Annotated in this window: 16 protein-coding genes, 3 tRNA genes and 1 pseudogene; 7 read left to right on the top strand and 13 right to left on the bottom strand. The window is 74.3% G+C overall.

Annotation, left to right across the window (positions count from 1 at the left end):
• Window positions 1–29: 29 nt before the first annotated feature.
• The 5 genes from purF to purS form a co-directional block, all read right to left on the bottom strand.
• A complete protein-coding gene (purF, locus tag ACGH2B_RS14805) occupies window positions 30–1,589 on the bottom strand; it encodes an amidophosphoribosyltransferase (RefSeq protein WP_399088852.1) in 1,560 nt (519 codons plus the stop codon).
• 311 nt (window positions 1,590–1,900) lie between these two features.
• Window positions 1,901–2,689 carry a sterol carrier family protein gene (locus ACGH2B_RS14800; RefSeq protein ID WP_399088850.1) on the bottom strand — a complete coding sequence of 263 codons (789 nt, stop codon included), beginning with the start codon at window positions 2,687–2,689 and terminating at the stop codon, window positions 1,901–1,903.
• Between the two features lie 415 nt (window positions 2,690–3,104).
• A complete protein-coding gene (gene purL, locus ACGH2B_RS14795; RefSeq protein WP_399088848.1) occupies window positions 3,105–5,354 on the bottom strand; it encodes a phosphoribosylformylglycinamidine synthase subunit PurL in 2,250 nt (749 codons plus the stop codon).
• Complete coding sequence (gene purQ, locus ACGH2B_RS14790; RefSeq protein ID WP_399088846.1) at window positions 5,351–6,031, bottom strand: phosphoribosylformylglycinamidine synthase subunit PurQ; 681 nt, start codon at window positions 6,029–6,031, stop codon at window positions 5,351–5,353. Before purQ ends, purL begins: the two co-directional genes overlap by 4 nt.
• A complete protein-coding gene (purS, locus tag ACGH2B_RS14785) occupies window positions 6,028–6,279 on the bottom strand; it encodes a phosphoribosylformylglycinamidine synthase subunit PurS (protein WP_030284318.1) in 252 nt (83 codons plus the stop codon). Before purS ends, purQ begins: the two co-directional genes overlap by 4 nt.
• Before the next feature lie 300 nt (window positions 6,280–6,579).
• On the opposite strand from purS, the gene ACGH2B_RS14780 reads away from it, so the two are divergent.
• The 4 genes from ACGH2B_RS14780 to ACGH2B_RS14765 all read left to right on the top strand — a co-directional run bounded on the left by ACGH2B_RS14780 (window position 6,580) and on the right by ACGH2B_RS14765 (window position 7,524).
• Window positions 6,580–6,900 (top strand): Lsr2 family protein, encoded by a 321-nt coding sequence (locus tag ACGH2B_RS14780; RefSeq protein WP_399088844.1) that lies wholly within the window; start codon window positions 6,580–6,582, stop codon window positions 6,898–6,900.
• Between the two features lie 118 nt (window positions 6,901–7,018).
• Window positions 7,019–7,090, top strand: a tRNA-Gly gene (locus ACGH2B_RS14775).
• Between the two features lie 89 nt (window positions 7,091–7,179).
• Window positions 7,180–7,252: transfer RNA gene (locus ACGH2B_RS14770), tRNA-Gly, on the top strand.
• Window positions 7,253–7,451: 199 nt separating this feature from the next.
• Window positions 7,452–7,524 (top strand) — tRNA-Gly (locus tag ACGH2B_RS14765).
• 52 nt (window positions 7,525–7,576) lie between these two features.
• Here the strand turns inward: ACGH2B_RS14765 and ACGH2B_RS14760 are convergent.
• Both ACGH2B_RS14760 and ACGH2B_RS14755 read right to left on the bottom strand, forming a co-directional pair.
• Entirely contained in the window at window positions 7,577–8,476 is a 900-nt protein-coding gene (locus ACGH2B_RS14760; RefSeq protein WP_399088842.1) for a phosphoribosylaminoimidazolesuccinocarboxamide synthase, read from the bottom strand.
• Between the two features lie 81 nt (window positions 8,477–8,557).
• Window positions 8,558–9,868: an MFS transporter gene (locus tag ACGH2B_RS14755; RefSeq protein ID WP_399088840.1), complete on the bottom strand. Its 1,311-nt coding sequence runs from the start codon at window positions 9,866–9,868 to the stop codon at window positions 8,558–8,560.
• Between the two features lie 98 nt (window positions 9,869–9,966).
• Between ACGH2B_RS14755 and ACGH2B_RS14750 the strand changes: the two genes are divergently transcribed.
• Entirely contained in the window at window positions 9,967–10,896 is a 930-nt protein-coding gene (locus ACGH2B_RS14750) for a LysR family transcriptional regulator (protein WP_399088838.1), read from the top strand.
• 92 nt (window positions 10,897–10,988) lie between these two features.
• Here ACGH2B_RS14750 and ACGH2B_RS14745 read toward each other — a convergent pair whose 3' ends face one another.
• The 3 genes from ACGH2B_RS14745 to purD form a co-directional block, all read right to left on the bottom strand.
• The gene (locus ACGH2B_RS14745) at window positions 10,989–12,455 is read right to left on the bottom strand and encodes a N,N-dimethylformamidase beta subunit family domain-containing protein (protein ID WP_399097005.1); all 1,467 of its coding nucleotides are present in this window, start codon (window positions 12,453–12,455) and stop codon (window positions 10,989–10,991) included.
• Between the two features lie 798 nt (window positions 12,456–13,253).
• Entirely contained in the window at window positions 13,254–15,437 is a 2,184-nt protein-coding gene (locus ACGH2B_RS14740; RefSeq protein WP_399088836.1) for a hypothetical protein, read from the bottom strand.
• Between the two features lie 583 nt (window positions 15,438–16,020).
• On the bottom strand, window positions 16,021–17,322 hold the full coding sequence (gene purD / locus ACGH2B_RS14735) for a phosphoribosylamine--glycine ligase (protein WP_399088834.1): 1,302 nt from the start codon (window positions 17,320–17,322) through the stop codon (window positions 16,021–16,023).
• A 310-nt stretch (window positions 17,323–17,632) separates the two neighbouring features.
• On the opposite strand from purD, the gene ACGH2B_RS14730 reads away from it, so the two are divergent.
• Complete coding sequence (locus tag ACGH2B_RS14730) at window positions 17,633–18,436, top strand: SLATT domain-containing protein (protein ID WP_399088832.1); 804 nt, start codon at window positions 17,633–17,635, stop codon at window positions 18,434–18,436.
• A gap of 52 nt (window positions 18,437–18,488) precedes the next feature.
• On the opposite strand, the gene ACGH2B_RS14725 is transcribed toward ACGH2B_RS14730, so the two are convergent.
• The 3 genes from ACGH2B_RS14725 to ACGH2B_RS14715 form a co-directional block, all read right to left on the bottom strand.
• On the bottom strand, window positions 18,489–19,139 hold the full coding sequence (locus ACGH2B_RS14725) for a hypothetical protein (RefSeq protein WP_399088830.1): 651 nt from the start codon (window positions 19,137–19,139) through the stop codon (window positions 18,489–18,491).
• 131 nt (window positions 19,140–19,270) lie between these two features.
• On the bottom strand, window positions 19,271–19,945 hold the full coding sequence (locus ACGH2B_RS14720) for a GntR family transcriptional regulator (RefSeq protein ID WP_399088828.1): 675 nt from the start codon (window positions 19,943–19,945) through the stop codon (window positions 19,271–19,273).
• A 315-nt stretch (window positions 19,946–20,260) separates the two neighbouring features.
• The gene (locus tag ACGH2B_RS14715; protein WP_399088826.1) at window positions 20,261–21,625 is read right to left on the bottom strand and encodes an aspartate aminotransferase family protein; all 1,365 of its coding nucleotides are present in this window, start codon (window positions 21,623–21,625) and stop codon (window positions 20,261–20,263) included.
• Between the two features lie 495 nt (window positions 21,626–22,120).
• On the opposite strand from ACGH2B_RS14715, the pseudogene ACGH2B_RS14710 reads away from it, so the two are divergent.
• Window positions 22,121–22,799 (top strand): annotated as a pseudogene (locus ACGH2B_RS14710) (response regulator transcription factor); the annotation flags it as partial.
• Window positions 22,800–22,988 lie beyond the last annotated feature (189 nt).

The raw sequence follows: 22,988 nt of genomic DNA, 5'->3' as shown, positions 1-22,988 counted from the left end.
CCAGAACTTTCGTGTGAGGGGTGTGCGGGCTACGGGCGGCGCAGCGCATCGGCGCCGCCGACACCGGCCGTCAGCGTCCCGACGCCGTCGACATCCGGCTTGGCCCCGCCCGCGGTCTCCGATTCCAGGAGGTGCTTGCCGAGCAGCTCGGGGTCGGGCAGCTCCATCGGGTACTCGCCGTCGAAGCAGGCGCGGCAGAGGTTCGGCTTGGCGATGGTGGTCGCCTCGATCATGCCGTCGATGGAGATGTACGCCAGGGAGTCGGCGCCGAGCGACTTGCCGATCTCGTCGACCGTGAGGCCGTTGGCGATCAGCTCGGCGCGGGTGGCGAAGTCGATGCCGAAGAAGCACGGCCACTTGATGGGCGGCGAGGAGATCCGGATGTGGACCTCCTTCGCGCCCGCCTCACGCAACATGCGGACCAGGGCGCGCTGGGTGTTGCCGCGGACGATGGAGTCGTCGACGACCACCAGGCGCTTGCCGCGGATGACTTCCTTGAGCGGGTTGAGCTTGAGACGGATGCCGAGCTGCCGGATGGTCTGCGAGGGCTGGATGAAGGTCCGGCCGACGTAGGAGTTCTTGACCAGGCCGGAGCCGTACGGGATGCCGCTGGCCTCGGCGTAGCCGACGGCCGCCGGGGTGCCGGACTCGGGCGTCGCTATGACCAGGTCGGCATCGGCGGGCGCCTCGGCGGCCAGCTTGCGGCCCATCTCCACACGGGAGAGGTAGACGTTGCGGCCGGCGATGTCGGTGTCCGGGCGGGCGAGGTAGACGTACTCGAAGACGCAGCCCTTGGGGCGGGCCTCGGCGAAGCGCGTGGAGCGCAGGCCGTTCTCGTCGATGGCGACCATCTCGCCGGGCTCGATCTCCCGGATGAAGGACGCGCCGCAGATGTCCAGCGCGGCGGTCTCGGAGGCGACCACCCAGCCACGCTCCAGCCGGCCGAGTACCAGCGGGCGGATGCCCTGCGGGTCGCGGGCGGCGTAGAGCGTGTGCTCGTCCATGAAGCAGAGCGAGAAGGCGCCCTTGACCTGCGGGAGGACGCGCGGGGCGGCCTCCTCGACGGTCAGCGGCTTGCCGTCCTCGTCGACCTGGCCGGCGAGGAGCGCCGTGACCAGGTCGGTGTCGTTGGTGGCCGCGACCTGGGTCGCGCGGCCGCCCTCACGGGGCAGCGCCGCGACCAGATCCGCCAGCTCGGCGGTGTTCACCAGGTTGCCGTTGTGGCCGAGCGCGATCGAGCCGTGCGCGGTGGCACGGAACGTCGGCTGGGCGTTCTCCCACACCGAGGCACCGGTGGTGGAGTAGCGGGCATGGCCCACGGCGATATGGCCCTGGAGAGAGCCGAGCGAAGTCTCGTCGAAGACCTGGGACACCAGGCCCATGTCCTTGAAGACGAGGATCTGCGAGCCGTTGCTCACTGCGATGCCCGCGGACTCCTGTCCGCGGTGCTGCAGGGCGTACAGCCCGAAATAGGTGAGTTTGGCGACCTCTTCACCCGGAGCCCAGACACCGAAGACGCCGCAAGCGTCCTGGGGGCCCTTCTCGCCGGGGAGCAGGTCGTGGCTGAGTCGTCCGTCACCACGTGGCACGCCTTGAGTCTAGGGCAGGTCGCTGATTCATCCGAACCGGGGATGGCCGCCGGGCCGGATGGCTGCTCGGCGGCGGCGCGCGACGCGGGGGCGCCGGGACGCCGCGCCGTCCGCCCGCCGGGAGCGCGCACCGGGCGGGCGCGGCCGCCCGATCCCTTGCGATGCCTGGCCTGTGGCGGGGTGCGGCCGGGCGGGCTCGCCACCGCGGGCGCGGCCGCGGGCGGCGTCCGGCATACACCTCGCGGCCACGGCTCGCGCGAGCGCCCGCGCTCGCGTGTGAGATGCGCTACGCCGGGGAGGGCGTCGGCCGTTCAGGACAGGATCGGCAGATATCCGCCGATGTCGGCGCGCTCGCCACTGGCCGTGACCTGGGCGGCTTCCCGGGCCTCGGCCCAGCTCGTCCGGCCGGTGGCCAGGCGTATCCAGGTCAGCGGGTCGGTCTCGACGACGTTGGGCGGGGTGCCGCGGGTGTGGCGAGGGCCTTCGACGCACTGGACGACGGCGAACGGCGGGATACGGACCTCGACGGAGCCGCCCGGCGCCGCGTCCGCCAGCGCGTCCGCCAGCACGCGGGTGGCGGTGGCGAGGGCCTGGCGGTCGTACGGGATCCCGGCGCCGGTCGCGGCGGCCAGATCGTCGGAGTGCGCGATCAGCTCGACACAGCGGGTGGCCAGGGCGTCGGCGAGCCGCATGGCGGCGGGACGGACGGCGAGGACCCGCTCGGCGGAGGTCTCCTCGGTGACGCGGGCGAACTCCTCGGCGGTGCGCTCCAGCAGCTCCACCGGGTCGTGGGCGGCGGCCAGGGCGCGGGTGCGGTCGTCGACCGAGGCGGCGAGGGCGGCGGAGGCGCGGGGCCACTGCGCGGGGGTGGCCGCCGCCTTCGCCGGGGGCGGCTGCTCCAGACCGCGCGCCACGCTGCCGGTGGCCATGGCGAGATGCGCGACCAGCTCGCGCACCGTCCACTCCCCCAGCCTGGTGGGCAGGGCGAACTGCTCGGGGGTGAGACCGCCTACGGCGGTGCGTACGTGGTCGAGCTGGGCGAGGGCGGCGGCGCGGGTCTTTTGGCCGTCGTACCTGCGGGCGCGGGCAGTCGGTGGCATGTTGCTCAGCGTAGGCGGCACCACTGACAAACGGCCGGGCGCTTTCCGTTCTCCCGGACCGCCGGGGAAAGCCGTCGGCTCCCTTATGCGCCGTATGCCGGGATGTGGCCGGGATATGGCGGGAGAAATGTTTTCGGAACACCGGGCCGTACCGACGGGAGCGGGAACGGGAAGGCACGGCCACCGGCGTATCCCGTGCGGGACCGGCCCGCGCACCAGGGCCTCGTGCCCGGAACGGAACGGGCTCAGGAACAGGAACAGGAACGCGGAAAAAGAACGGGAACGGCCCGCCGGGAAGATTCCCCGGCGGGCCGTTCCGCGCGGCCGGGCCGCCGTACGCGGCCGGGCATCACTCAGGCGATCACGCCCAGGTGATCAGGCGATCAGGTGATCAGGCGATCAGGCGATCAGGCGATCAGGCGATCAGGCCCGGGATCGTCTCCTCGTGCGCCGTCCGCAGCTCGTCCAGCGGGATGCTGAACTGGCCCTGGACGTCGATCGCGTCACCGTCGACCACACCGATCCGGGTGGCCGGCAGACCGCGCGCCCCGCACATGTCGGTGAAGCGCAACTCCTCGCTGCGCGGCACCGAGACGACGGCGCGGCCCGCGGACTCGGAGAAGAGGAAGACGAACGGGTCGACGCCCTCGGGGACGACCAGCCGGGCGCCGTTCCCGCCGCGCAGGCACGACTCGACCAGCGCCTGGATCAGACCGCCGTCGGAGAGGTCGTGCGCCGCGTCGGCCATACCGTCGCGGGAGGCCGAGATGAGGATCTCCGCCAGCAGCCGCTCGCGCTCCAGGTCGACCTCGGGCGGCAGCCCGCCGAGGTGGTCATGGACCACCTGCGACCAGGCCGAACCGCCCAGCTCCTCCTTGGTGTCACCCAGGAGGTAGATGAGCTGCCCCGCCTCGGCGAACGCCACCGGCGTCCGGCGGTTGACGTCGTCGATGACGCCGAGCACCGCGACCACCGGCGTCGGGTGGATCGCCACCTCGCCGGTCTGGTTGTACAGCGAGACGTTGCCGCCGGTCACCGGCGTCCCCAGGGTCTGGCAGGCGTCGGCGAGACCACGGGTGGCCTCGGCGAACTGCCACATCACCGCCGGGTCCTCGGGCGAGCCGAAGTTCAGGCAGTCGGAGACCGCCAGCGGCTTGGCGCCCGTCGCGGCGACGTTGCGGTACGCCTCGGCCAGCGCCAACTGCGCGCCCGCGTACGGGTCGAGCTTGGCGAAGCGGCCGTTGCCGTCGGTGGCGAGGGCCACGCCGAGGTTGGTCTCCTCGTCGATACGGACCATGCCGGAGTCCTCCGGCTGCGCGAGGACGGTGTTGCCCTGCACGAACCGGTCGTACTGGTCGGTGATCCACGCCTTCGACGCCTGGTTCGGCGAGGCCACGACCTGGAGGATCTGCGCCCGCAGCTCCTCGGGGGTGCCCGGCCGGGCCAGCTTGTTCGCGTCGTCGGCCTGGAGGGCGTCCTGCCAGTCCGGGCGGGCGTACGGCCGGTGGTAGGTCGGGCCCTCGTGGGCGACCGAACGCGGCGGGACGTCCACGATCTGCTCGCCGTGCCAGAAGATCTCCAGCCGGGTGCCCTCGGTCACCTCACCGATCACGGTGGCGATGACGTCCCACTTCTCGCAGATCTCCAGGAAGCGGTCGACCTTCTCCGGCTCGACGATCGCGCACATGCGCTCCTGCGACTCGCTCATGAGGATTTCCTCGGGCGAGAGGGAGGAGTCACGCAGCGGAACGGTGTCCAGCTCGACGCGCATACCGCCGGAACCGGCCGACGCCAGCTCGCTGGTGGCGCAGGACAGACCGGCGCCGCCGAGGTCCTGGATACCGGCGACCAGGTCCTCCTTGAAGACCTCCAGGGTGCACTCGATGAGCAGCTTCTCCTGGAAGGGGTCACCGACCTGGACGGCGGGGCGCTTGGCCGGCTTGGTGTCGTCGAAGGTCTCCGAGGCGAGCACGGAGACGCCGCCGATGCCGTCGCCACCGGTGCGGGCACCGTAGAGGATGACCTTGTTGCCGGTGCCCGACGCCTTCGCCAGGTGGATGTCCTCATGCTTCATCACGCCGATGCAGCCGGCGTTGACCAGCGGGTTCCCCTGGTAGCAGGGGTCGAAGACGACCTCGCCGCCGATGTTGGGCAGGCCCAGGCAGTTGCCGTAGCCGCCGATGCCCGCGACGACGCCCGGCAGGACGCGCTTGGTGTCGGGGTGGTCGGCGGCGCCGAACCGCAGCGGGTCGACGACCGCGACCGGACGGGCACCCATGGCGAGGATGTCGCGGACGATGCCGCCGACGCCGGTGGCCGCGCCCTGGTACGGCTCGATGTAGCTGGGGTGGTTGTGCGACTCCACCTTGAAGGTGACGGCGTAGCCCTGGCCGACGTCGACGACACCGGCGTTCTCGCCGATACCGACGAGCATCGCGTCGTTCTCGGGGGCCTTCTCACCGAACTGCTTCAGGTGGACCTTGCTGCTCTTGTACGAGCAGTGCTCGGACCACATGACGGAGTACATCGCCAGCTCGGCGCCGGTCGGGCGGCGGCCGAGGATCTCGCGGATACGCGCGTACTCGTCCTGCTTCAGCCCCAGCTCGGCCCAGGGCTGCTCGGCCTCGGGGGTCTGCGCGGCGTGCGTGACCGTGTCCAGCGTCATGCGTTGACCAACTTCTTCAGGATCGAGGTGAAGAACCCGAGACCGTCGGTACGGCCCGTGCCGATCAGCGGTTCCACGGCGTGCTCGGGGTGCGGCATGAGGCCGACGACGTTGCCCGCCTCGTTGGTGATACCGGCGATGTCGCGGAGCGAGCCGTTGGGGTTCACGTCGAGGTAGCGGAAGGCGACGCGGCCCTCCGCCTCCAGCATGTCGAGCGTGCGCGCGTCGGCGACGTAACGGCCGTCGATGTTCTTCAGCGGGACGGCGATCTCCTGGCCCGCGCTGTAGTCGGTGGTCCAGGCGGTGCCGGCGTTCTCCACCCGCAGCTTCTGCTCACGGCAGACGAAGTGCAGGCTCTCGTTGCGCAGCATCGCGCCGGGCAGCAGATGCGTCTCGGTGAGCACCTGGAAGCCGTTGCAGATACCGAGGACGGGCATCCCGTCCTTCGCCTGCGCGATGACGGACTCCATCACCGGCGAGAACCGGGAGATCGCCCCGGCCCGCAGATAGTCGCCGTACGAGAAACCGCCGGGCAGCACCACGGCGTCGACCTGCTTGAGGTCCTTGTCCCGGTGCCACAGCGGCACGGCCTCGGCCCCGGCGACCCGGACGGCGCGCTGCGTGTCGCGGTCGTCGAGGGTTCCGGGGAACGTCACGACGCCGATGCGTGCAGTCATGATCCGGCCTCGACGCGGACGGTGAAGTCCTCGATGACGGTGTTGGCGAGGAAGGTCTCGGCCATCTCGCGGATACGGGCGAGGGCGGCGTCGTCGGCCGGGCCCTCCACCTCAAGTTCGAAACGCTTGCCCTGACGGACGTCGGCGATCCCCTCGAATCCCAGGCGTGGCAGTGCGCGCTGCACCGCCTGGCCCTGCGGGTCGAGGATCTCCGGCTTGAGCATGACGTCGACTACGACGCGTGCCACTGGCACTCCCGGTGGTGTGGTGCGTAAGGCGGTTCCCTCACACTACCGTGTGCGAAATTCTACGCGCATAGACAAGTGACCGTCCCCTCACGGTCCGGTATCGGCCGGCCGTGCACACCGGGGAAAATCCTCGAAAAGATCCACGGTCCGGATTGCGACATGACACGCTGAAGAAATTAACTGGGCTTCACAATGCATTGCCCCCCGCTGTACAAATGAAAAAGCATTGATTCCTGTCAACAGGATCCGAAGCAACACCCCACGTCAACACGGGGTTGCTGCACGAAAGGACCGATATCCGTGGCGCAGCGCGTAGTAGTAACGCTCTCCGACGACATCGACGGAGGAGAAGCCGCAGAGACGGTCGCCTTCGGATTGGACGGGAAGTCGTACGAGATCGACCTCAATCCCGCCAATGCGAAGAAACTCCGCGATGCCCTGGAGCCGTTCGTCGAGGCCGGCCGCAAGCGGGCCAAGTCCGGCAAGGCGTACCACCGCACGGCGGTGACGCCCGACCCGGCGGCGGTCCGGGCCTGGGCCCGCTCGCACCAGATGGAGGTGCCGCCGCGCGGCCGCATCCCGAAGAAGGTCTACGAAGCCTTCAGCGCGGCCAACCACTGACCCCGCACAGGGGTGCCGTGCCCCGCACGGAGCCGACTTGCACGGCACCCCCGGTGATCAGCTAGAGTCTGGAGCACGCCGAGGGGCGAGGCCGAAAAGCCGGGCCCCGAGGAGTCACGCGGGTGTAGCTCAGTAGTAGAGCGCCCTCTTTCCAAGAGGGAGGCGCAGTGTGCAATCCCTGTCACCCGCTCTGACAGTTCTCGATCTTCAGGCTCAAGCAGCCTTTTCGATCAGGTAGAGTAGCTGTCGCGCCGCTCGGTGAAAGCCGGGTGGATGCCTGCGGACGTAGCTCAGTTGGTAGAGCGCAACCTTGCCAAGGTTGAGGTCGCGAGTTCGAGCCTCGTCGTCCGCTCAGCGAAAAGGCCCCGGCCGGTGGAAACACCGGACGGGGCCTTTGTCGTGTTCGCAGCCATCTTCCGTCGAGGTGTGGCGGCGGACACAGAAGAGGGGCGGTCCGCGGAAGTGGTTCGCGAGGGCGCATTCATTGGCTATAGTGGTCCCCGCACCGCGCGGCGGGGACCGGAAACGGTCACCGGATTCGCCCGGAGCATGCGGACGTAGCTCAGTTGGTAGAGCGCAACCTTGCCAAGGTTGAGGTCGCGAGTTCGAGCCTCGTCGTCCGCTCAAGGAAAAGGCCCCGGCCGGTGGAAACACCGGACGGGGCCTTTGTCGTGGATCAGCTCCAGGTCAGGCCGGTCAGCCGCTCGTACGCCTCGATGTACTTGGCGCGGGTGGCGTCGACGACGTCCTGCGGGAGGCCGGGGGGCGGGAGTTCGCCCTTGCGGTCCCAGCCGGACGCCGGGGACGTCAGGTGGTCGCGGACGAACTGCTTGTCGAAGGAGGGCTGGGCGCGGCCCGGCTGCCACAGGTCGGCGGGCCAGAAGCGCGACGAGTCGGGCGTCAGGACCTCGTCGGCCAGGATCAGTTCGCCGTCCTTGAAGCCGAACTCGAACTTGGTGTCGGCGAGGAGGATGCCGCGGCCGCGGGCGATGTCGCGGGCGCGGGAGTAGATGTCGAGGGTGGCGCGGCGCAGCCGGGCGGCGGTCTCCGGGCCGACCTGGCGGGCGACCTCCTCGTACGAGACGTTCTCGTCGTGGTCGCCGACGGCCGCCTTGGTGGCGGGGGTGAAGATCGGGGCGGGGAGTTCGGAGCCGTCGACGAGGCCCTCGGGGAGCGCCAGGCCGCAGACGGTGCGGGACTCCTGGTACTCGGCGAGGCCGGAGCCGGTCAGGTAGCCGCGGGCGACGCACTCGACGGGGGCCATGTCCAGGGAGGTGCAGACGAGGGTGCGGCCCTCCCAGTCGGCGGGGGCGCCGGGCGGCAGCTCGGTGGTCAGGACGTGGTTGGGGGCCAGGTCGGCGAGCTGGTCGAACCACCACAGGGAGAGCTGGGTGAGGACGCGGCCCTTGTCCGGGATCTCGGTGGGCAGCACCCAGTCGTACACGGAGATGCGGTCACTGGCGACCATGATCAGTTCGCCGTCGGCGTTCTGGTAGAGGTCACGCACCTTGCCGGTGTGAAGGTGGGTGAGGCCGGGCACCTGCAAGGGCTCGGGCTTTTCTACAAAACCGGACACGCTGCCTCCGCGTAGGTTGGTCCAGGAGTCCTGCCGATTCTCCCGTACGGGGCGGAAGGGCGGCGGGGCGGGGGCGACCGGTCAGGTGCGGGCCGCGTTACGGGCCAGGGCGGCGAGGGTCAGCAGGGCGAGAGCCGCGGCGCCGGTCAGCACCGTCGCCGGGCTCCAGACACCGGTGAGCAGGGTGACCGCGTACGGGGCGCAGAAGCCCAGGTAGCACAGGGCCCAGAAGCGGGCGGTGCGGTGGGCCGACCGGTGCGGCGGGGTGAGGGCGGCGACCTCCGTCAGGCCGTACGCGACGGCGAGGCCGTAGCCGCCGCCGAGGAGGGCCGCGGCGAGCAGGGCCAGGGCCGGGTCGGTGCGGGCCACCGCGAGGGCGCCGAGGAGCAGGCCGGCCGCGATGGCGGCGAGGCCGCAGTAGGCGGTGGCCATGCGGTGGCGGGCGGCGAGGCTGCGGGCGAGCGGGGCGACGAGGAGGCCGGTGCCGGGGGTGACGGCGGTGGCGAGGCCCGCGTAGACGGTGCGCCAGCCGTCGAGGTGGGCGTCGACCAGCCCCGGGAGGGTCGCGAAGGCGAGGGTGGGGGCGGCGAAGACCCAGGGGGCGAGGGGGGCGACGAGGCGGCGGAAGGCGGTGGGGGACGGCGGGGCGGGGGTGGACTCCGTGGTGAGTACGGGGTCGGCGGCGGGCGCGGGGGCGGTGGCGGGCACGGACCCGGCGGCCCGCGTGGGCTTTCCGGCGGGTGCCGGGGCGGCCGGGTGGTGGGTGAGGCCCGTTTCCGGGGTGCCGGAGGCGCTGAGGGCGGCGGCCGCGGTGAGGGCGAGGTGGGGGACGTAGGCGAGGACCATCGGGTGCGGGGCCCACTCGGCGATGCAGGCGGCGGCGAGGCCGCCGGAGGCGAAGCCGGCGGAGAGGAAGAGGCCGGAGCGGCGGGCCGCGGCGCCCGGGGTGGGGGCGGTGCCGTACGGGGCGGCGGACAGTTCCTTGATCCAGACGCTGCCTGCGGTGAGCAGGGTGCCGGCGCCTAGCCCGGTGAGGAAGCGGCCGGGCCACAGCAGCCAGGCGGCGGCCGGGCCGGCCATCAGCAGGCAGGTCGCCAGGGCGGAGACGGCGAGCGCGGCGAAGGTGACCGGGCGGCGTCCGTGGCGGCCGGCGGCCGGTCCGGCGAGCAGCAGGCCGGGGATCAGGCCGAGGACGTAGACCGCGAAGAGGCCGGTGGTGGCGGCGTCGGTCAGGCCCAGGTCGGTGCGGTAGGCGCCGAGGAGGGCGGAGAACTGGTTGGCGCTCCAGCCGGACGCGGTCATCAGCCAGCCCGCGCGCAGCCAGTGGCGGCGCCGGGCGACCGGGGGTGCCGGGGCGGCGGGCCGGGTGGCCCGGAGGGAAGGCGTCGTCATACCGGCCGTTCTACGGGAGGCCAGGGGCGGGTGCCGTACGCGTTCAGGAATCGTGAACGTGTACGAGCCGCCGGGGCGCGCGGCCGTATCGTGGCGCCATGGATCTGCGGCGGCTGTCCTCTTTTCTGGCGGTGGTCGAGGAGGGGCATTTCGGGCGGGCGGCGGCCCGGCTGTACTTGTCACCGGCCGCGGTGACCGGGCACGTCCAGCAGTTGGAGCGGGAGTTCGGGACCCGGCTGCTGGACCGCGGCCGGGGCACGGCGGTGCCGACGGCGGCGGGGCGGCGGCTGGTGTCGCACGCCCGGACGCTGCTGGCGGCGGCGAACGCGGCGGTCGAGGACGTCTCCGAGGTGGCCCTCGGCAGCGGTCCGCCCGCGCGCGGGCTGCGGGTCGGGGTGATGGGCCACGGCTCGGGGGAGGTCACGCCCGCCGCGGTCAACGCCTTCCGGCGGGCGCGGCCCGAGGTGGAGCTGCGGCTCGTCCAACTGAACTTCACGGAGCACTGCAGCGCGCTGCGTGAGCACCGGGTGGACGTCGCGTTCGTCCGCCCGGCGATCGAGGCCGAGGGCATCGAGGTGGACGTGCTGACGACGGAGCGGCGGATCGTGGCGGTGCCGGCCGGGTCGGTGTACGCGGACGCGCGGCGGGAGGGGCTGCGCGTCGCCGACGTCCTGGAGCTACCGTATCTGCGGCTGCCGCGCCACACCCCGCGGCCGTTCACCGACTACCTCTACTTCGGCGAGGGCGAGCGGCGGGCGCCGGACTGCGCGCTGACCCCGCAGGACGTGCTGACGAGTGTGGCCGCCGGGCGCGGGGCGGGCTCCGGGCTGGCGTCGTTCGCGCGGTACTACCCGTGGCCGGGGGCGGTGTACGTACCGGTGCTGGACGCGGCGCCCGCGCACAGCGTGCTGGCGACGCGGGCCGGGGACACCCACCCCGAGGTGCGGATCTTCCGGGCGCTGACGGTGGCGCTGGCGCGGGAGATGGCGCCGTTCGCGGAGCGGGGGCCCGGCGCCGCGCCGGAGTGAGCCGGTCCGCGGGGCCGGGCGGCTTCCGGGAGGGGCCGGGCCCGGCCCCTCGCGGGCCCGGTACGGCAGGGGCGCGGGTGCGGACCGGCCCGTCAGTCGCGTTTGCAGATGCGGTCGAGGAGGTTGGCCGTGGCGCGTTGGATGCGGGGGTCGATGTGGCCGGGGCGGTCCAGCGCGGGTGACCAGGCGAAGGTGCCGGAGGCGAAGACCAGGGCGCCGCTGGGGGCACGGTAGAGCGAACTCTCCTGGTGGCGGCGGTGGCCCTCGGTGTCGCGGTACGGGGAGTGGGCGAGCAGCGTGCGGTCGGTGTGCTCGGGGAGGCTGGTGCGCGGGAAGTAGCGGTCGGCCTCGCCCGCGACCAGGCCGGGCAGCTTGTCGCCCTCGCCCGCGCCGGTGGCCTCCCACAGCCAGTGGCCGCCGTTGCGGACGACGAGCGGCGCGGGCTCGGGGACCCGGCCCGCGTACTGCACGCCCATCAGCCGCTGCTCCGGCTCGCCCGTCTCGCGCCAGAGGGCGGGGCGGCCCGGACCCTGGCGTTTGCGGCAACTGAGCAGCGCGTCCGGGCCGGAGGGCGACGGGGCGAGGTCGACCTTCCAGTACATGGTGTTGGCGGAGAGGAAGACCAGTGAGGTGCCCTGGTCACGGGCGCGCTCGGCGGTGCGGCGCATCGGCGCCGTCCAGTACTCGTCGTGGCCGGGGAAGATCAGGCCGCGGTAGCGGGAGGGGTCGACGCGTCCGGCGTGCAGATCGCGGGCGTCGGCGTAGGCGAGGTCGTAGCCGTACCGCTCGGCCCAGCGGATGAAGTCGTAGGCGTGACCGACGTGCAGCGGCAGTCCGGCGCCGGCGTAGGGGCGGTCGAAGGAGACGGTGGTGGCGGCGTCCCGCTCGCCGAGGAGCGCGCCGTCCTCGTCCCAGGCGTGGTACAGGCTGGCGCCGGTGCGGCCGTCCTCCGGGTAGAGGTTGTACGCCTGCCAGGTGATGTCGGGGAGCAGGAGCAGCAGGTCGGCGGGGTGGTCGTCGCGGACGGTGAAGGGGATGTGGCTGCGGTAGCCGTCGGCGGTGGTCAGCACGGCGACGTACGCGCCGAGGTTCCAGTACGTGGGGACCTGGAGGCGCCAGGAGAGCCACCAGTGGTGGCAGGAGACGGTGCGCTCGGCGGCGAGCGGGGCGGGCTGGACGATGCCGGAGAGCCGCGGACTGGTGGTGATCTTGAAGGCGCCGGCGCCGCCGTAGTGGCCGATGCGGTAGATGTCGATGCTGAACGGCTGCGGCGGGTCGACGGAGACCCGGAAGTCGATGGCCTCGCCCGGGGCGACCGCGCCGGTGGTGGCGAACCCCTTGATCTGCCGGTGGATGTCGTCGGCGGTGCGCGGGCCGTTGTGCTTGCGGGGCGGCGGCACCCGCGGGTCGCCGTGGTCGGCGTACCAGGGCGCGGTGTGGCCGGAGTCGTAGTAGCTCTCGCTGCCGCGCAGCCAGGGCAGCGGGCCCTGTCCGAACGGGTCCGTCACCGCGTGGGCCAGGGCGCCCGACTCCCAGCGCCTGATCTGATCCGTCCCCACCATCAGCTCCCCTCCCGCGTCCCCCGTGGGCCGGCCGGATTTCCGTACACCGCCGGCCGGGCACCTGCGGCGGGCCGGCGTCACGGGCCGCCCGCGCAGGGCCGCTACGGCGTGCGGGAGCGGCGCCGCAGAGGTCCTCCGGACCGGCGCGGCCGCTCCCAGCACATCACATTAAGCACTCAGTTGGTCACCCTTCGTCGCGAATTCAACGGACTTGACGAGAGAAACAACCCGGCAGGTATACGGAACGGGACCTCACGGGGGTGTCCGGGAAAGGGTGTTCGGGGCGGTCCGGGGGCTCGGGTGGCGGGCGTGACGCGTGGGGTCCGCGGCCGGGGCCGGGCGTCCTGGCGGTGGGCGGCATCGGGCGGCCGCTCCCTTTCTCGGGAGGTGGTGGGTGCCCGCCTGGCGCGGGTGCTTCGGGTGGGCGGGGGCTCGGCGGCGCTGAGGCGGGGAGGCCGTGGGGTGCCGGGGTTCGGGGGCCGTGCCTGCCGGGGGCGCTGCGGGGAGCGCCGTCGAGGGCGCCGTGGGGCGGGAGCAGGGCCGTGAGCAGGAGCGACGCCGGGGCCCGGGGTGTCGGGCGGGCCAAGGCGTCGGGCGGGCCAGGGGCGGCCGTGGCTCGGCGGTGGACGAGCCGGGAGGCGGGCGCCGGGGTCTCCCGGGAGCGGGAGGGCCTTACGGGGCGAACGGCTGCAGGGCGGCAGGGCGGCAGGGCGGCAGGGCGGCAGGGCGGCAGGGCGGCAGGGCGGCAAAGTGCTGGACGAGCGGAACCAGGGGGCCGGTTCGGCGTGGGCGGGCTCAGGGCAGGCGGACCGGTTTTTCAGGGCGGGCGCCTATCGTCGCGAGCCAGGCCCGGAGGGGGGCGGCGTCGCCGTCCTCGACGAGGCTGCGGACGGGGGAGCCGAGGTCGGTGCGGCGGGCACCGTCGATCAGCAGGGCGGGGCCGTCCAGCCAGTCGAGGCCGGGGGCCGCGCCCGCGGTGTCCACGGCGGTGCAGCAGACCATCGCCGTGACGTGGTCGGCGAGCAGGTCACGGCCGGTGCGGGGCGGCTGGAGCGGGAAGAGCGGCAGGCCGCCGTCGGTCAGGCCGTCCGTACCGCTCAGATCCGGCAGCTCCGGCATGCCGGCGAACTCCGGGAGACCGGACACCTCCGCCCGGCCCGTGGCCGCGGGCGCCGCCGCCCGGCCCGATGCCTCCGGGGAGCTGGGGCGGGCCATCGCCTCCGGGTAGCCGGAACGGTCCTTCGCGCCCTGGGAGCCGGAACGGTCGGTGGTCTCCGGCGCACCGGGCCCGTCCGTCGTACCCGGGGAGCGGGGGCGGTCCGCGGACTCCGGGAAACCTGCCGCGTCCGGCGCCCCCGGGAAACCGGCTGTATCCGCCGGCTCCGGGGCGACGGGGTGACCCAACGGCTCCGGGCCACCCGGCGTGCCCGGGCTGCCCGGCGTGCCCGAGGCGGCGTGGTGCTGGGCGGCGGTGCGGGCCTCGTGGGCCATTTCGGCGTCCAGGCGGGCGGCTACGAGGTCGCCCGCGCCGGGCTCGCCCGACAACTGGTCGATGACCCGCTCCAGCGTCGGGCCCAGGGACGGGGCGGCCGGGGGCGGGGCGGTCGCGGTGGCCACGGCGGAGGGGCCGTGGGCCGGGGCGCCGGTGGCCGTACCGCCGGTCCCGGCCACCGGGGCGGACAGGGGCGCGGGGCCGGGCTCCCCGGGCAGGGCGGCAGGGTCCGGGGAACCGCCCGGGTGGGCCGCCGGGCCTTCCGGGGCACGGGGCTCGTGCGCGTCGGTGGCGGGCGGGGATGCGGCGGGCAGGTCGTCCAGGACGCGGTGGAGGCGGGCTGCCTCCAGGCGCCAGGTGCGGTCCACGACCTCGTCCGGATACTCGCTCCAGCCGACGGGTGACCAGCCGGGGCCGGCCGTCGCGGGGCCGCCGTGGAAGAGGCGGGCGGCCAGCAGGGACGCCGCGCCGTCGATGAGGCCGGGCTCCTCCAGGAGGTCGCAGGCCGGGCGCTCGCCGAGGCGGGCGGTGAAGCCGTCGGCCAGCCGGTCGCGGCGGGACAGCTCGGTGAGCGCGGAGACCACGCCGGAGTCCAGGTGCGCGGGCCAGCGGCCCAGCCGCCAGGCGGGCAGCGCGACCCGGGTCAGCAGGCGGTCCCAGCCCGCGTACGCCAGGCCGACCTGCTCCTGGGCGACGGTCCGCAGCCGGTGGTCGACGTCCTGGGCGCGCTCGGAGGCGGCGGCCGCCACGGCCCGTTCCATGAGCGTCGCGTGGTCGCGGCAGGCGCGCAGCATCAGGCGCGCCGCCAGACCCGCGAAGCGGAGCGCGGGGGCCCGTACGCCCCGGGCGCGGGCGGCGACGGCGACCGCGGCGTCCAGCCCGCGGATGAACCGGCGGGCCGCGGCTATGTCCGGGTCGGCGGCGGGGCCCGTACCGGCGACGACGGGGGCGAGGAGGGCGCGCAGCTCGCCGACGCGCATCCACCACAGGAACGGGGAGCCGATGACCAGCACCGGGGCCGTGGCCTTACGGACGGAGCGGAGGGTGCCCCGGGGCGGGCCGTGGGCACGGTGCGTACGGTCCTCCAGCCAACTGTCGCAGTCCGGGGTGAGGGCCAGCGCGGACGGCGCGGGGACGTCGAGGCGGTCGGCCAGCTCGCGGACCAGGCGGTACAGGTCGGGCGCGGCCTCCTCGGACACCGGGACGGAGGGGCTGAGCGCCGGCCTGGCCCCGGCGACGACCGCGCCGGCCAGCACGGCGAGCGCCAGCGTCAGTACCGCGACGCCGCTCACCACCAGCCGGGCCAGACCCCAGCCGGAGCCCGCGGCGGCGTCCGGCGTGCCCAGTCGGCCGGTGGCGCCGCCGACGAGCAGCACCACGGCGACGGCGGCGGGCAGCAGCGCCACGGCGAGCGCCGCACCGCGGATCCGCAGCACGGCCAGGGCACGGGAGCGCGCCGCGAGGACGCCTGTTTCCGGACCAGCCATGAGCCTGCACACCCCCTGCTGTCCTCGTGGAGACGGACGGAGACATCGGTGAGATCACGCATTTCGAGCCGAACAGCGGGAGCGTCCGGCGGCCGTGGCCCGCACGGACACCGTGCCCGAGCCGTCGCGCGCTCCCCACCACTGTGGCACCGGCCACTGACATCGCAATGCCGGTGAGCCACTTGCCGGACGTCACCGCGACCGCCGTACCGGGGCGGAACAGAACGCCTGCGCGGCACCCTAGTTGGGGGTCCGGCTCCCGTCAGCAGGTCACCGGATCGGTCACTCGATGGTATGGCTTTGGGCAAAGCTGGGAACTTGCTCCCGGCCGGGCCCCCGCGCCCGGGGACCCGCGGCGACCGGGCCCGGACCACGCCCGCTCCCCCGCTGCCGGGCCGCCTGAGAACGGGGCGCCGGCGGCCGTGCGCCGCGCCCCGCGGCGCTCCCCCGTCACCGTCCGCCCGGCGGCCGTGTCCCGCCCTCGCCCGCCGGAAAGCTCCGGCCACCTGCGGACACGCCGACGGCCCCGGTGCCCCGCCGTGGTGGGCGGGGCACCGGGGCCGTCCGGTGGAACGGGGTGGCGTTACGCCTGGGCCGTCGCCCCGGACGCGTCCGCCGCGGCCTTGCGGGCGATGTCCGTACGGTGCTGGGAGCCGTCCAGGGAGATCCGGCCCACGGCGCGGTAGGCGCGGTCGCGGGCGGCGGTGAGGTCGGCGCCGGTCGCGGTCACCGACAGCACCCGGCCGCCGGCGCTCAGGACCTTGCCGGACTCGTCCTGCTTGGTGCCGGCGTGCAGCACGTACGCCTTGGGGCTGTCCTGCTCGGCGACGTCGGCGAGGCCCTCGATCGGGTCGCCGGTGCGCGGGGTGCCCGGGTAGTTGTGCGAGGCGATGACGACGGTCACCGCGGCGCCGTCGCTCCAGCGCAGCGGCGGGAGGGCGGCCAGCGTGCCGGTCGCGGCGGCGTGCAGCAGCCCGGCCAGCGGCGTCTTCAGACGGGCCAGGACCACCTGGGTCTCCGGGTCGCCGAAGCGGGCGTTGAACTCGATGACCCGCACCCCGCGCGAGGTGATCGCCAGGCCCGCGTAGAGCAGTCCGGAGAAGGGCGTGCCGCGGCGGCGCAGTTCGTCGACGGTGGGCTGGAGGACGGTGGCGAGGACTTCGTCGACCAACTGCGGGTCGGCCCAGGGCAGCGGGCTGTACGCGCCCATGCCGCCGGTGTTGGGCCCGGCGTCGCCGTCGAGGGCGCGCTTGAAGTCCTGGGCGGGCTGGAGCGGCACGACCGTCTCGCCGTCGGTGACCGCGAAGAGGGAGACCTCGGGACCGTCGAGGAACTCCTCGATGACGGTCTGCCCGCCGCCCTCGCCGCCGCGCTCCACGCAGGCCAGGGCGTGCGCGCGGGCGGCCGCGGCGTCCTCGGTGACGACGACGCCCTTGCCCGCGGCCAGCCCGTCGTCCTTGACGACGTACGGGGCGCCGAAGGCGTCGAGCGCCGCGTCGATCTCCTCCGGGGTGGTGCAGACGTAGCTGCGGGCGGTCGGGACGCCCGCGGCGGCCATCACGTCCTTGGCGAACGCCTTGGAGCCCTCCAGCCGGGCGGCCTGCGCCGACGGGCCGAAGACTGGGATGCCGCGCTCGCGGACCGCGTCGGCGACGCCCGCCACCAGCGGCGCCTCGGGGCCGACGACGACGAGTCCGGCCCCCAGGTCGGCGGCGAGCGCGGCGACGGCGGCGCCGTCGAGGGCGTCGACGGAGCGGAGTTCGGCCACCTCGGCGATACCGGCGTTGCCGGGAGCGCAGTACAGCGCGGTGACGTCGGGGTCGAGGGACAGGGAGCGGCACAGGGCGTGTTCGCGGGCGCCGCCGCCGATGACGAGGACCTTCACGGGTGGCAGCCTAGCCGTCCGGGGTTCCGGCCCGGCCCGGCGCCCCTCAGGTCCCGCCGGGTCCCGCCCGCTCCGCGGCGTCCGGGCGAACGGCCGGAAGTCGCCCCGGCAACCCCGCGCCCCCGGGTGCGGCAACTCTTTCGGGTGAGAGCACCCGGCGCCCTATACCCGATGGGCGGCCACTTCCGGGCGGGAATCCCGTGATCTTGTGGGCAAGGCCCACCGTTCGGCGGTAGGAAGGGGTGATCATCCATCCGCTTTTCCTACGCACCGGGCGCACCGTACGTAGCCGCAACGAGGGAGTCCACGGTTGAGTCAGCCGGAGATGCAGCCGGAGGGGACGCCCGGGGACGGCGGGCCGGGCCGGGAGCCGCGGCGCGGCTGGGCACGGGCCGCCGCCCTGCTGGGGGTCGGCGGCCAGGGGCGCGGCCCCGGTGATCTGACCGGGCGGGCGTTCCCGCACGGCGACTGGGGCGAGCCCGCCGACCGGCTGGACGCGCTCTACGCGTGGACGGAGGAGAGCGCGCTGCGCGCCGCCGACTGGTACCTGAACGACCGGCGCGGGAAGCGGCGCGCCGCGCGGGCGCTGCGCGCCGGTGCCGCCGCCGGGGTCTCGGTGGGCGCCGCGCTGCCGCTGATCGATCTGGCCGGGGCGTGGCACGGCGGGGCGCCCTGGGGGTATCTGACGCTGCTGATAGGCGCCGTCTGCGTGGGGTGCGACCGGTACTTCGGGGTGACGGCGGGCTGGATGCGGGACGTCGCGACGGCGCAGGCGATCCAGCGGCGGCTGGAGGCGCTGCAGTTCGACTGGGCGTCGGAGAGCGTGCGGGAGGTGCTCGGCCCGGCGGAGGGCACGGCGAGCGAGGCGGCGGAGCGGTGTCTGGGGGTGCTGCGCCGCTTCCACGAGGACATCGGGGAGCTGGTGCGGTCCGAGACCGGCGACTGGATGACGCAGTTCCGGGCCGGGCCGGTGCCCCGTACGGACCGGCCGGCGCTGCCGTGGTCCGGGCCGCGGGCCGAGGGGGCGGGGCAGCCGGGCGGCGGGCGGTTCACGCTGCCGCCGGGCGCCCGGCCGAACATGCCGCGCCAGCGTCCGCCGGAGCCGCCGCGCTGAACGGCCCCGGGGCGCGTCCCGTCGGGGTGCGCCTCCGGGGCCGGTGGATGCGTCAACTGAAGACGATCATGGAGCCCTGGCCGAGGCTTCTGGTCGCGGCCGCGTGCAGGCCGAGCCAGACGTGGCGCTCGCGGGCGAACGGGCCGTCGTCGGTGGGCGGGGTCACCGACCGTTCCTCCAGGCCGGTGGGGCCGGTCGGCGGCGCGGGCGGGGCGGGCGGGTTGGCGGGGTCGATGCCGAGGGCCGGGGCGACCAGTTCGAGGTCGCGCAGGAGGCCGTGGGAGGAGCCCAACGGGCCGCCGCCGTCGAGGAGTTCCTCATCGGCCAGCGGGTGCGGGAAATCGACCGGAACGTACGCCCCGGCGTGGTCGTAGTGCCAGACGAGGTGCGACTGCTGGGCCGTCTGCTCGAACATCTCCAGCAACTGCTCGTAGTCGCCGCCCAGTTCGTCGACCGGGGTCACCTCCAGGCCGCACAGGTGCAGCAGGTAGGCGCGGCGCAGGAAGTGCAGCGCGTCGTAGTCGAATCCGGCGACCGGCGCCACGTCGCCGGAGAGCCCCGGCATGTAGCTGAAGACCGGCACCGGTGGCAGACCGGCCTCCGTCAGGGCCTTGTCGTAGGCGGCGATCTCTTCGGAGAACGGGTTGTCGGGGCTGTGGCACAGCACATCGACGAGGGGTACCAGCCACAGGTCACATGCCACGAGTGAGTGCTCGCTTCCGGTCGGGGCCACTGGCACGGGCGCGCGTGGTGCGGAGAGGGCGGACGGGTGTGACGGGGCCGGGGTGGTCCGCGGTGGCGGAGGTTCCGGCCGACGGTCGGGACAGCGTAGTGCTAGCCGGGCGTTCCCACGAGAGCGAGGGCGTGCGCGTTGTACTCGGCGATCAGGCGCCGCGCCTCGGGCGGATCGTGCCGGGCGACGGCGTCGGCGAGGGCGCGGTGGCCCTGCCAGAGGAGGCCGCGCAGTTCGTGCCGCTCGCGCAGGAGCGGGACGGCGAACATCCAGGTCTGCACCCGGAGGCGGTCCAGGAAGTCCCCGATGTACGCGTTGCCGACGAGGCCGCCCAACTCGCGCCAGAACCGCAGGTCGTAGCCGATGAGCACGTCCAGGTCGCCGGCGCGGGCGGCGCGTTCGGCCTCCTCGGCGCGGCGGCGGAGGGAGAGCAGTGCCTCGCCGGAGGGGCGCGCCGCCATGACGCCGGAGCCACGGAAGACGCCCTCGACGACGAGGGTGCGGGCCTCGACCATGGCCCGGTAGTCGTCGGCGCTGAAGGCGCGCACCCGGAAGCCGCGGTGTTCCTCGATGTCGAGCAGCCCTTGGGCGCACAGGTCGAGGAGCGCCTCGCGGACGGGGGTGGCGGAGACGCCGTACTGTTCGGCGATCTCCTTCACCGTGAAGCGGTGGCCGCACGGCAACCGCCCGGCCAGCGCCTCGTCGCGCAGCGCGTCGGCGATCTGGCGGCGCAGGGTGTTGCGCCGTACGACCGCGCCGGGCCGGTCAGCGGCCATGTGTCCGTCCCCTTCGACGACCGGTCCGGGGCCGCAGAGCCCGGTGGCGGGGCCTGCTCCCGGAGCCGCGCGGCGGGCCGGCGGCCCCGCCCACGATAGGCGAGGGCCGCTGTGACCTGCCCGGGGGCCGGGGCGGGGCCGCCACCGGTGACCGGTGACGGGTCAGGCGCGCGCCGTCGGCCGGTGGGCGCGCGCCGTGCGGTACGCGCCCCGGCGGGGCCTCCCTGACGTACGGCGCGTACGGTCCGGGCGCGCGCCCCCGGTGAGGGGAGCGCGCGGTCCCGGCGTACGCGCCGCGGGGGTGGCGGTGTCCCGTCAGACGGTGTGGGCGTCCGCCGTGTCGAGGGCGGTGTCGAGGATGGCCAGGCCCTTCTCGGCCTCGGCGGCGGTGATGGTGCAGGCCGGAACGGCGTGCGTACGGTTCATGTTGATGAACGGCCACAGACCGCCCTGCTTGCAGGCGGCGGCGAACTCCGCCATCGGGGCGTTGTCGGCGCCCGAGGCGTTGTAGGGCACCAGCGGCTCGCGGGTCTCCTTGTTCCGCACCAGGTCGAGGGCCCAGAAGGCGCCCAGACCGCGGACCTCGCCGACGGACGGGTGGCGCTCGGCCATGGCGCGCAGCCCGGGGCCGATGACCGTCTCGCCGATCTCCGCGGCGTTCTCCACGATCCGCTCCTCGGCCATCGCGTTGATCGTGGCGACGGCGGAGGCGCAGGCCAGCGGGTGGCCGGAGTAGGTGAGGCCGCCCGGGTAGGGGCGGGTGTCGAAGGTCGCGGCGATCTCGGCGCTGATCGCGACGCCGCCGAGCGGGACGTACCCGGAGTTGACGCCCTTGGCGAAGGTCAGCAGGTCGGGGATGACGCCGAAGTGGTCGGCGGCGAACCAGTGGCCGGTGCGGCCGAACCCGGCCATCACCTCGTCGAGGATGAAGACGATGCCGTGGCGGTCGCAGATCTCGCGGACGCCGGCGAGGTAGCCGGGCGGCGGGACCATGATGCCGGCGGTACCCGGGATGGTCTCCAGGATGATCGCGGCGATCGACTGCGGGCCCTCGAAGGCGATGGTCGCCTCCAGGTGGGCGAGGGCGCGCTCGCACTCCTGCGCCTCGTTCTCGGCGTGGAACGGCGAGCGGTAGAGGAACGGGCCCCAGAAGTGGACGACACCGGCCGACGCGGTGTCCGAGGGCCAGCGGCGCGGGTCGCCGGTGAGGTTGATCGCGGCGGCGGTGGCGCCGTGGTACGAGCGGTAGGCCGAGAGGACCTTGGCCCGGCCGGTGTGCAGCCGCGCCATCCGGACGGCGTTCTCGACGGCTTCCGCGCCGCCGTTGGTGAAGAAGATCTTGTCGAGGTCGCCGGGGGTGCGCTCGGCGATCAGCCGGGCGGCCTCGGACCGGACGTCGACGGCGAAGCCCGGCGCGATCGTGCAGAGCTTCGCGGCCTGCTCCTGGATCGCCGCGACGACCTTCGGGTGCTGGTGGCCGATGTTGGTGTTGACCAACTGCGACGAGAAGTCGAGGTAGCGGTTGCCGTCGTAGTCCCAGAAGTACGAGCCTTCGGCGCCGGCGACGGGCAGCGGATCGATCAGACCCTGGGCGGACCAGGAGTGGAAGACATGCGCGCGGTCGGCGGCCTTCACGGCCGCGCCGTCGGCGGCGGAGGGGGCGGTGGGCGTCGTGGTCACGGTCAGTACCTCGGATCGGTCGCTCGGGTCCGCCGGGGACAGGCGCGGCGAACCTCTTCACCCTAGGGATCACCGGCCGCCCACCGGTACCGACAGTCTGTACGGCAGCCGGGGCGGGCGCGGACAGTGTGTCGGCGCGGGAGGGCCATGGGGGCGTGAGGGGAGCGGGTGTGCGCCCCTCTGGGGGTGGCGGGGCGCGGGCCCGTACGGGGCGGCGGGCCCGGTCGGCGGGGTGGTGCGGTCGCCGGGGTGGTGCGGTCGCCGGGCGGACCTGCTGTGGTGCGGGGGTCGTCCGGGCCGGGCCCGGTGCGGACTCCGTCCGGCCTGGTCGCGGTGCGGTCTCCGTCCGGCCGGTCGCGGTATGTCCCCGGGACGGATCCGGGCGCGTGGTGCGGGTTCGGCCGGGGCGGTCCGGGCGGGCCGGGCAGCGGGGCACGGCTCCGGGCGAGGCTGCCCGCCGTCGCCGGGGCGGGGCGGGCGTGGCACGGTACGTGCATGCCACATCTTCTTGTTGTCGAGGACGATCCCCAGTTGCGCGGCGCGCTGGTGCGGGCGCTGTGCGACCGGGGGCACGCCGTCGCCACCGCGGCGACGGGCATGTCCGGCCTGGACGCCGCCGTCACCGACCGCCCCGACCTCGTCGTCCTGGACCTCGGGCTGCCGGACGTCGACGGGGCGCAGGTGCTGCGGATGCTGCGCGCGGTCAGCGACGTACCGGTGATCGTGGCGACCGCGCGGGACGAGGAGCCCGACATGGTCGCGGTGCTCGGGGACGGCGCCGACGACTACATCGTCAAACCGTTCGGCGCGGCCCAGCTCGACGCCCGGATCAAGGCCGTCCTGCGCCGTCTGGGCACCGCCGAGCCGGAGCCCGCGGTACGGATCGGGGAGCTGTCCCTGGACGTCGCGGCCCGTGAGGTGACGCTCGCCGGGGCGCCGCTGGATCTGACGCCGCGCGAGTTCGACCTGCTGGCGTACCTCGCGCGCCGTCCCGGCCAGGTGGTCTCGCGGCGCGAACTCCTCGCCGAGGTGTGGCAGCAGCCGCTGGGCGGCGCGGACAAGACCGTGGACGTCCATCTGTCCTGGCTGCGGCGGAAGCTGGGCGAGACGGCGCAGCGGCCGCGCTATCTGCACACGGTCCGCACGGTGGGGGTGAAGCTGGCGGCCCCGGAGACGGAGGGGGCGCAGGCGGCGGACGGGCCGGGGGCGGCGGAAGCGGCGGCCCCGGGGACGTCCGGTGGGGTGCCCGCCCCGGGCGGGCCGGGCGCGTCCGGCCCGCCCGGTACGTCGGCGGGGGCGGGCACCCCGGGTGAGGCCGCGGGACCGGGCCTCCGGGGTGAGACGGCCTCGGACGCCGCGGGCG

The sequence above is a fragment of the Streptomyces sp. BBFR2 genome (assembly GCF_044497305.1).
Lineage (GTDB): Bacteria > Actinomycetota > Actinomycetes > Streptomycetales > Streptomycetaceae > Streptomyces.
The sequence above is the reverse complement of the archived record's forward strand: the minus strand, read 5'-3'. Positions and strand labels throughout refer to the sequence as shown.

Excerpts from the sequence above, each read along its gene's own strand:
- ACGH2B_RS14720 (WP_399088828.1), bottom strand. The coding sequence starts at position 19,945 with ATGGCCGCTGACCGGCCCGGCGCGGTCGTACGGCGCAACACCCTGCGC.
- purL (WP_399088848.1), bottom strand. The coding sequence starts at position 5,354 with ATGACGCTGGACACGGTCACGCACGCCGCGCAGACCCCCGAGGCCGAG.
- ACGH2B_RS14750 (WP_399088838.1), top strand. The coding sequence starts at position 9,967 with ATGGATCTGCGGCGGCTGTCCTCTTTTCTGGCGGTGGTCGAGGAGGGG.
- ACGH2B_RS14740 (WP_399088836.1), bottom strand. The coding sequence starts at position 15,437 with ATGGCTGGTCCGGAAACAGGCGTCCTCGCGGCGCGCTCCCGTGCCCTG.
- ACGH2B_RS14755 (WP_399088840.1), bottom strand. The coding sequence starts at position 9,868 with ATGACGACGCCTTCCCTCCGGGCCACCCGGCCCGCCGCCCCGGCACCC.
- ACGH2B_RS14800 (WP_399088850.1), bottom strand. The coding sequence starts at position 2,689 with ATGCCACCGACTGCCCGCGCCCGCAGGTACGACGGCCAAAAGACCCGC.
- purQ (WP_399088846.1), bottom strand. The coding sequence starts at position 6,031 with ATGACTGCACGCATCGGCGTCGTGACGTTCCCCGGAACCCTCGACGAC.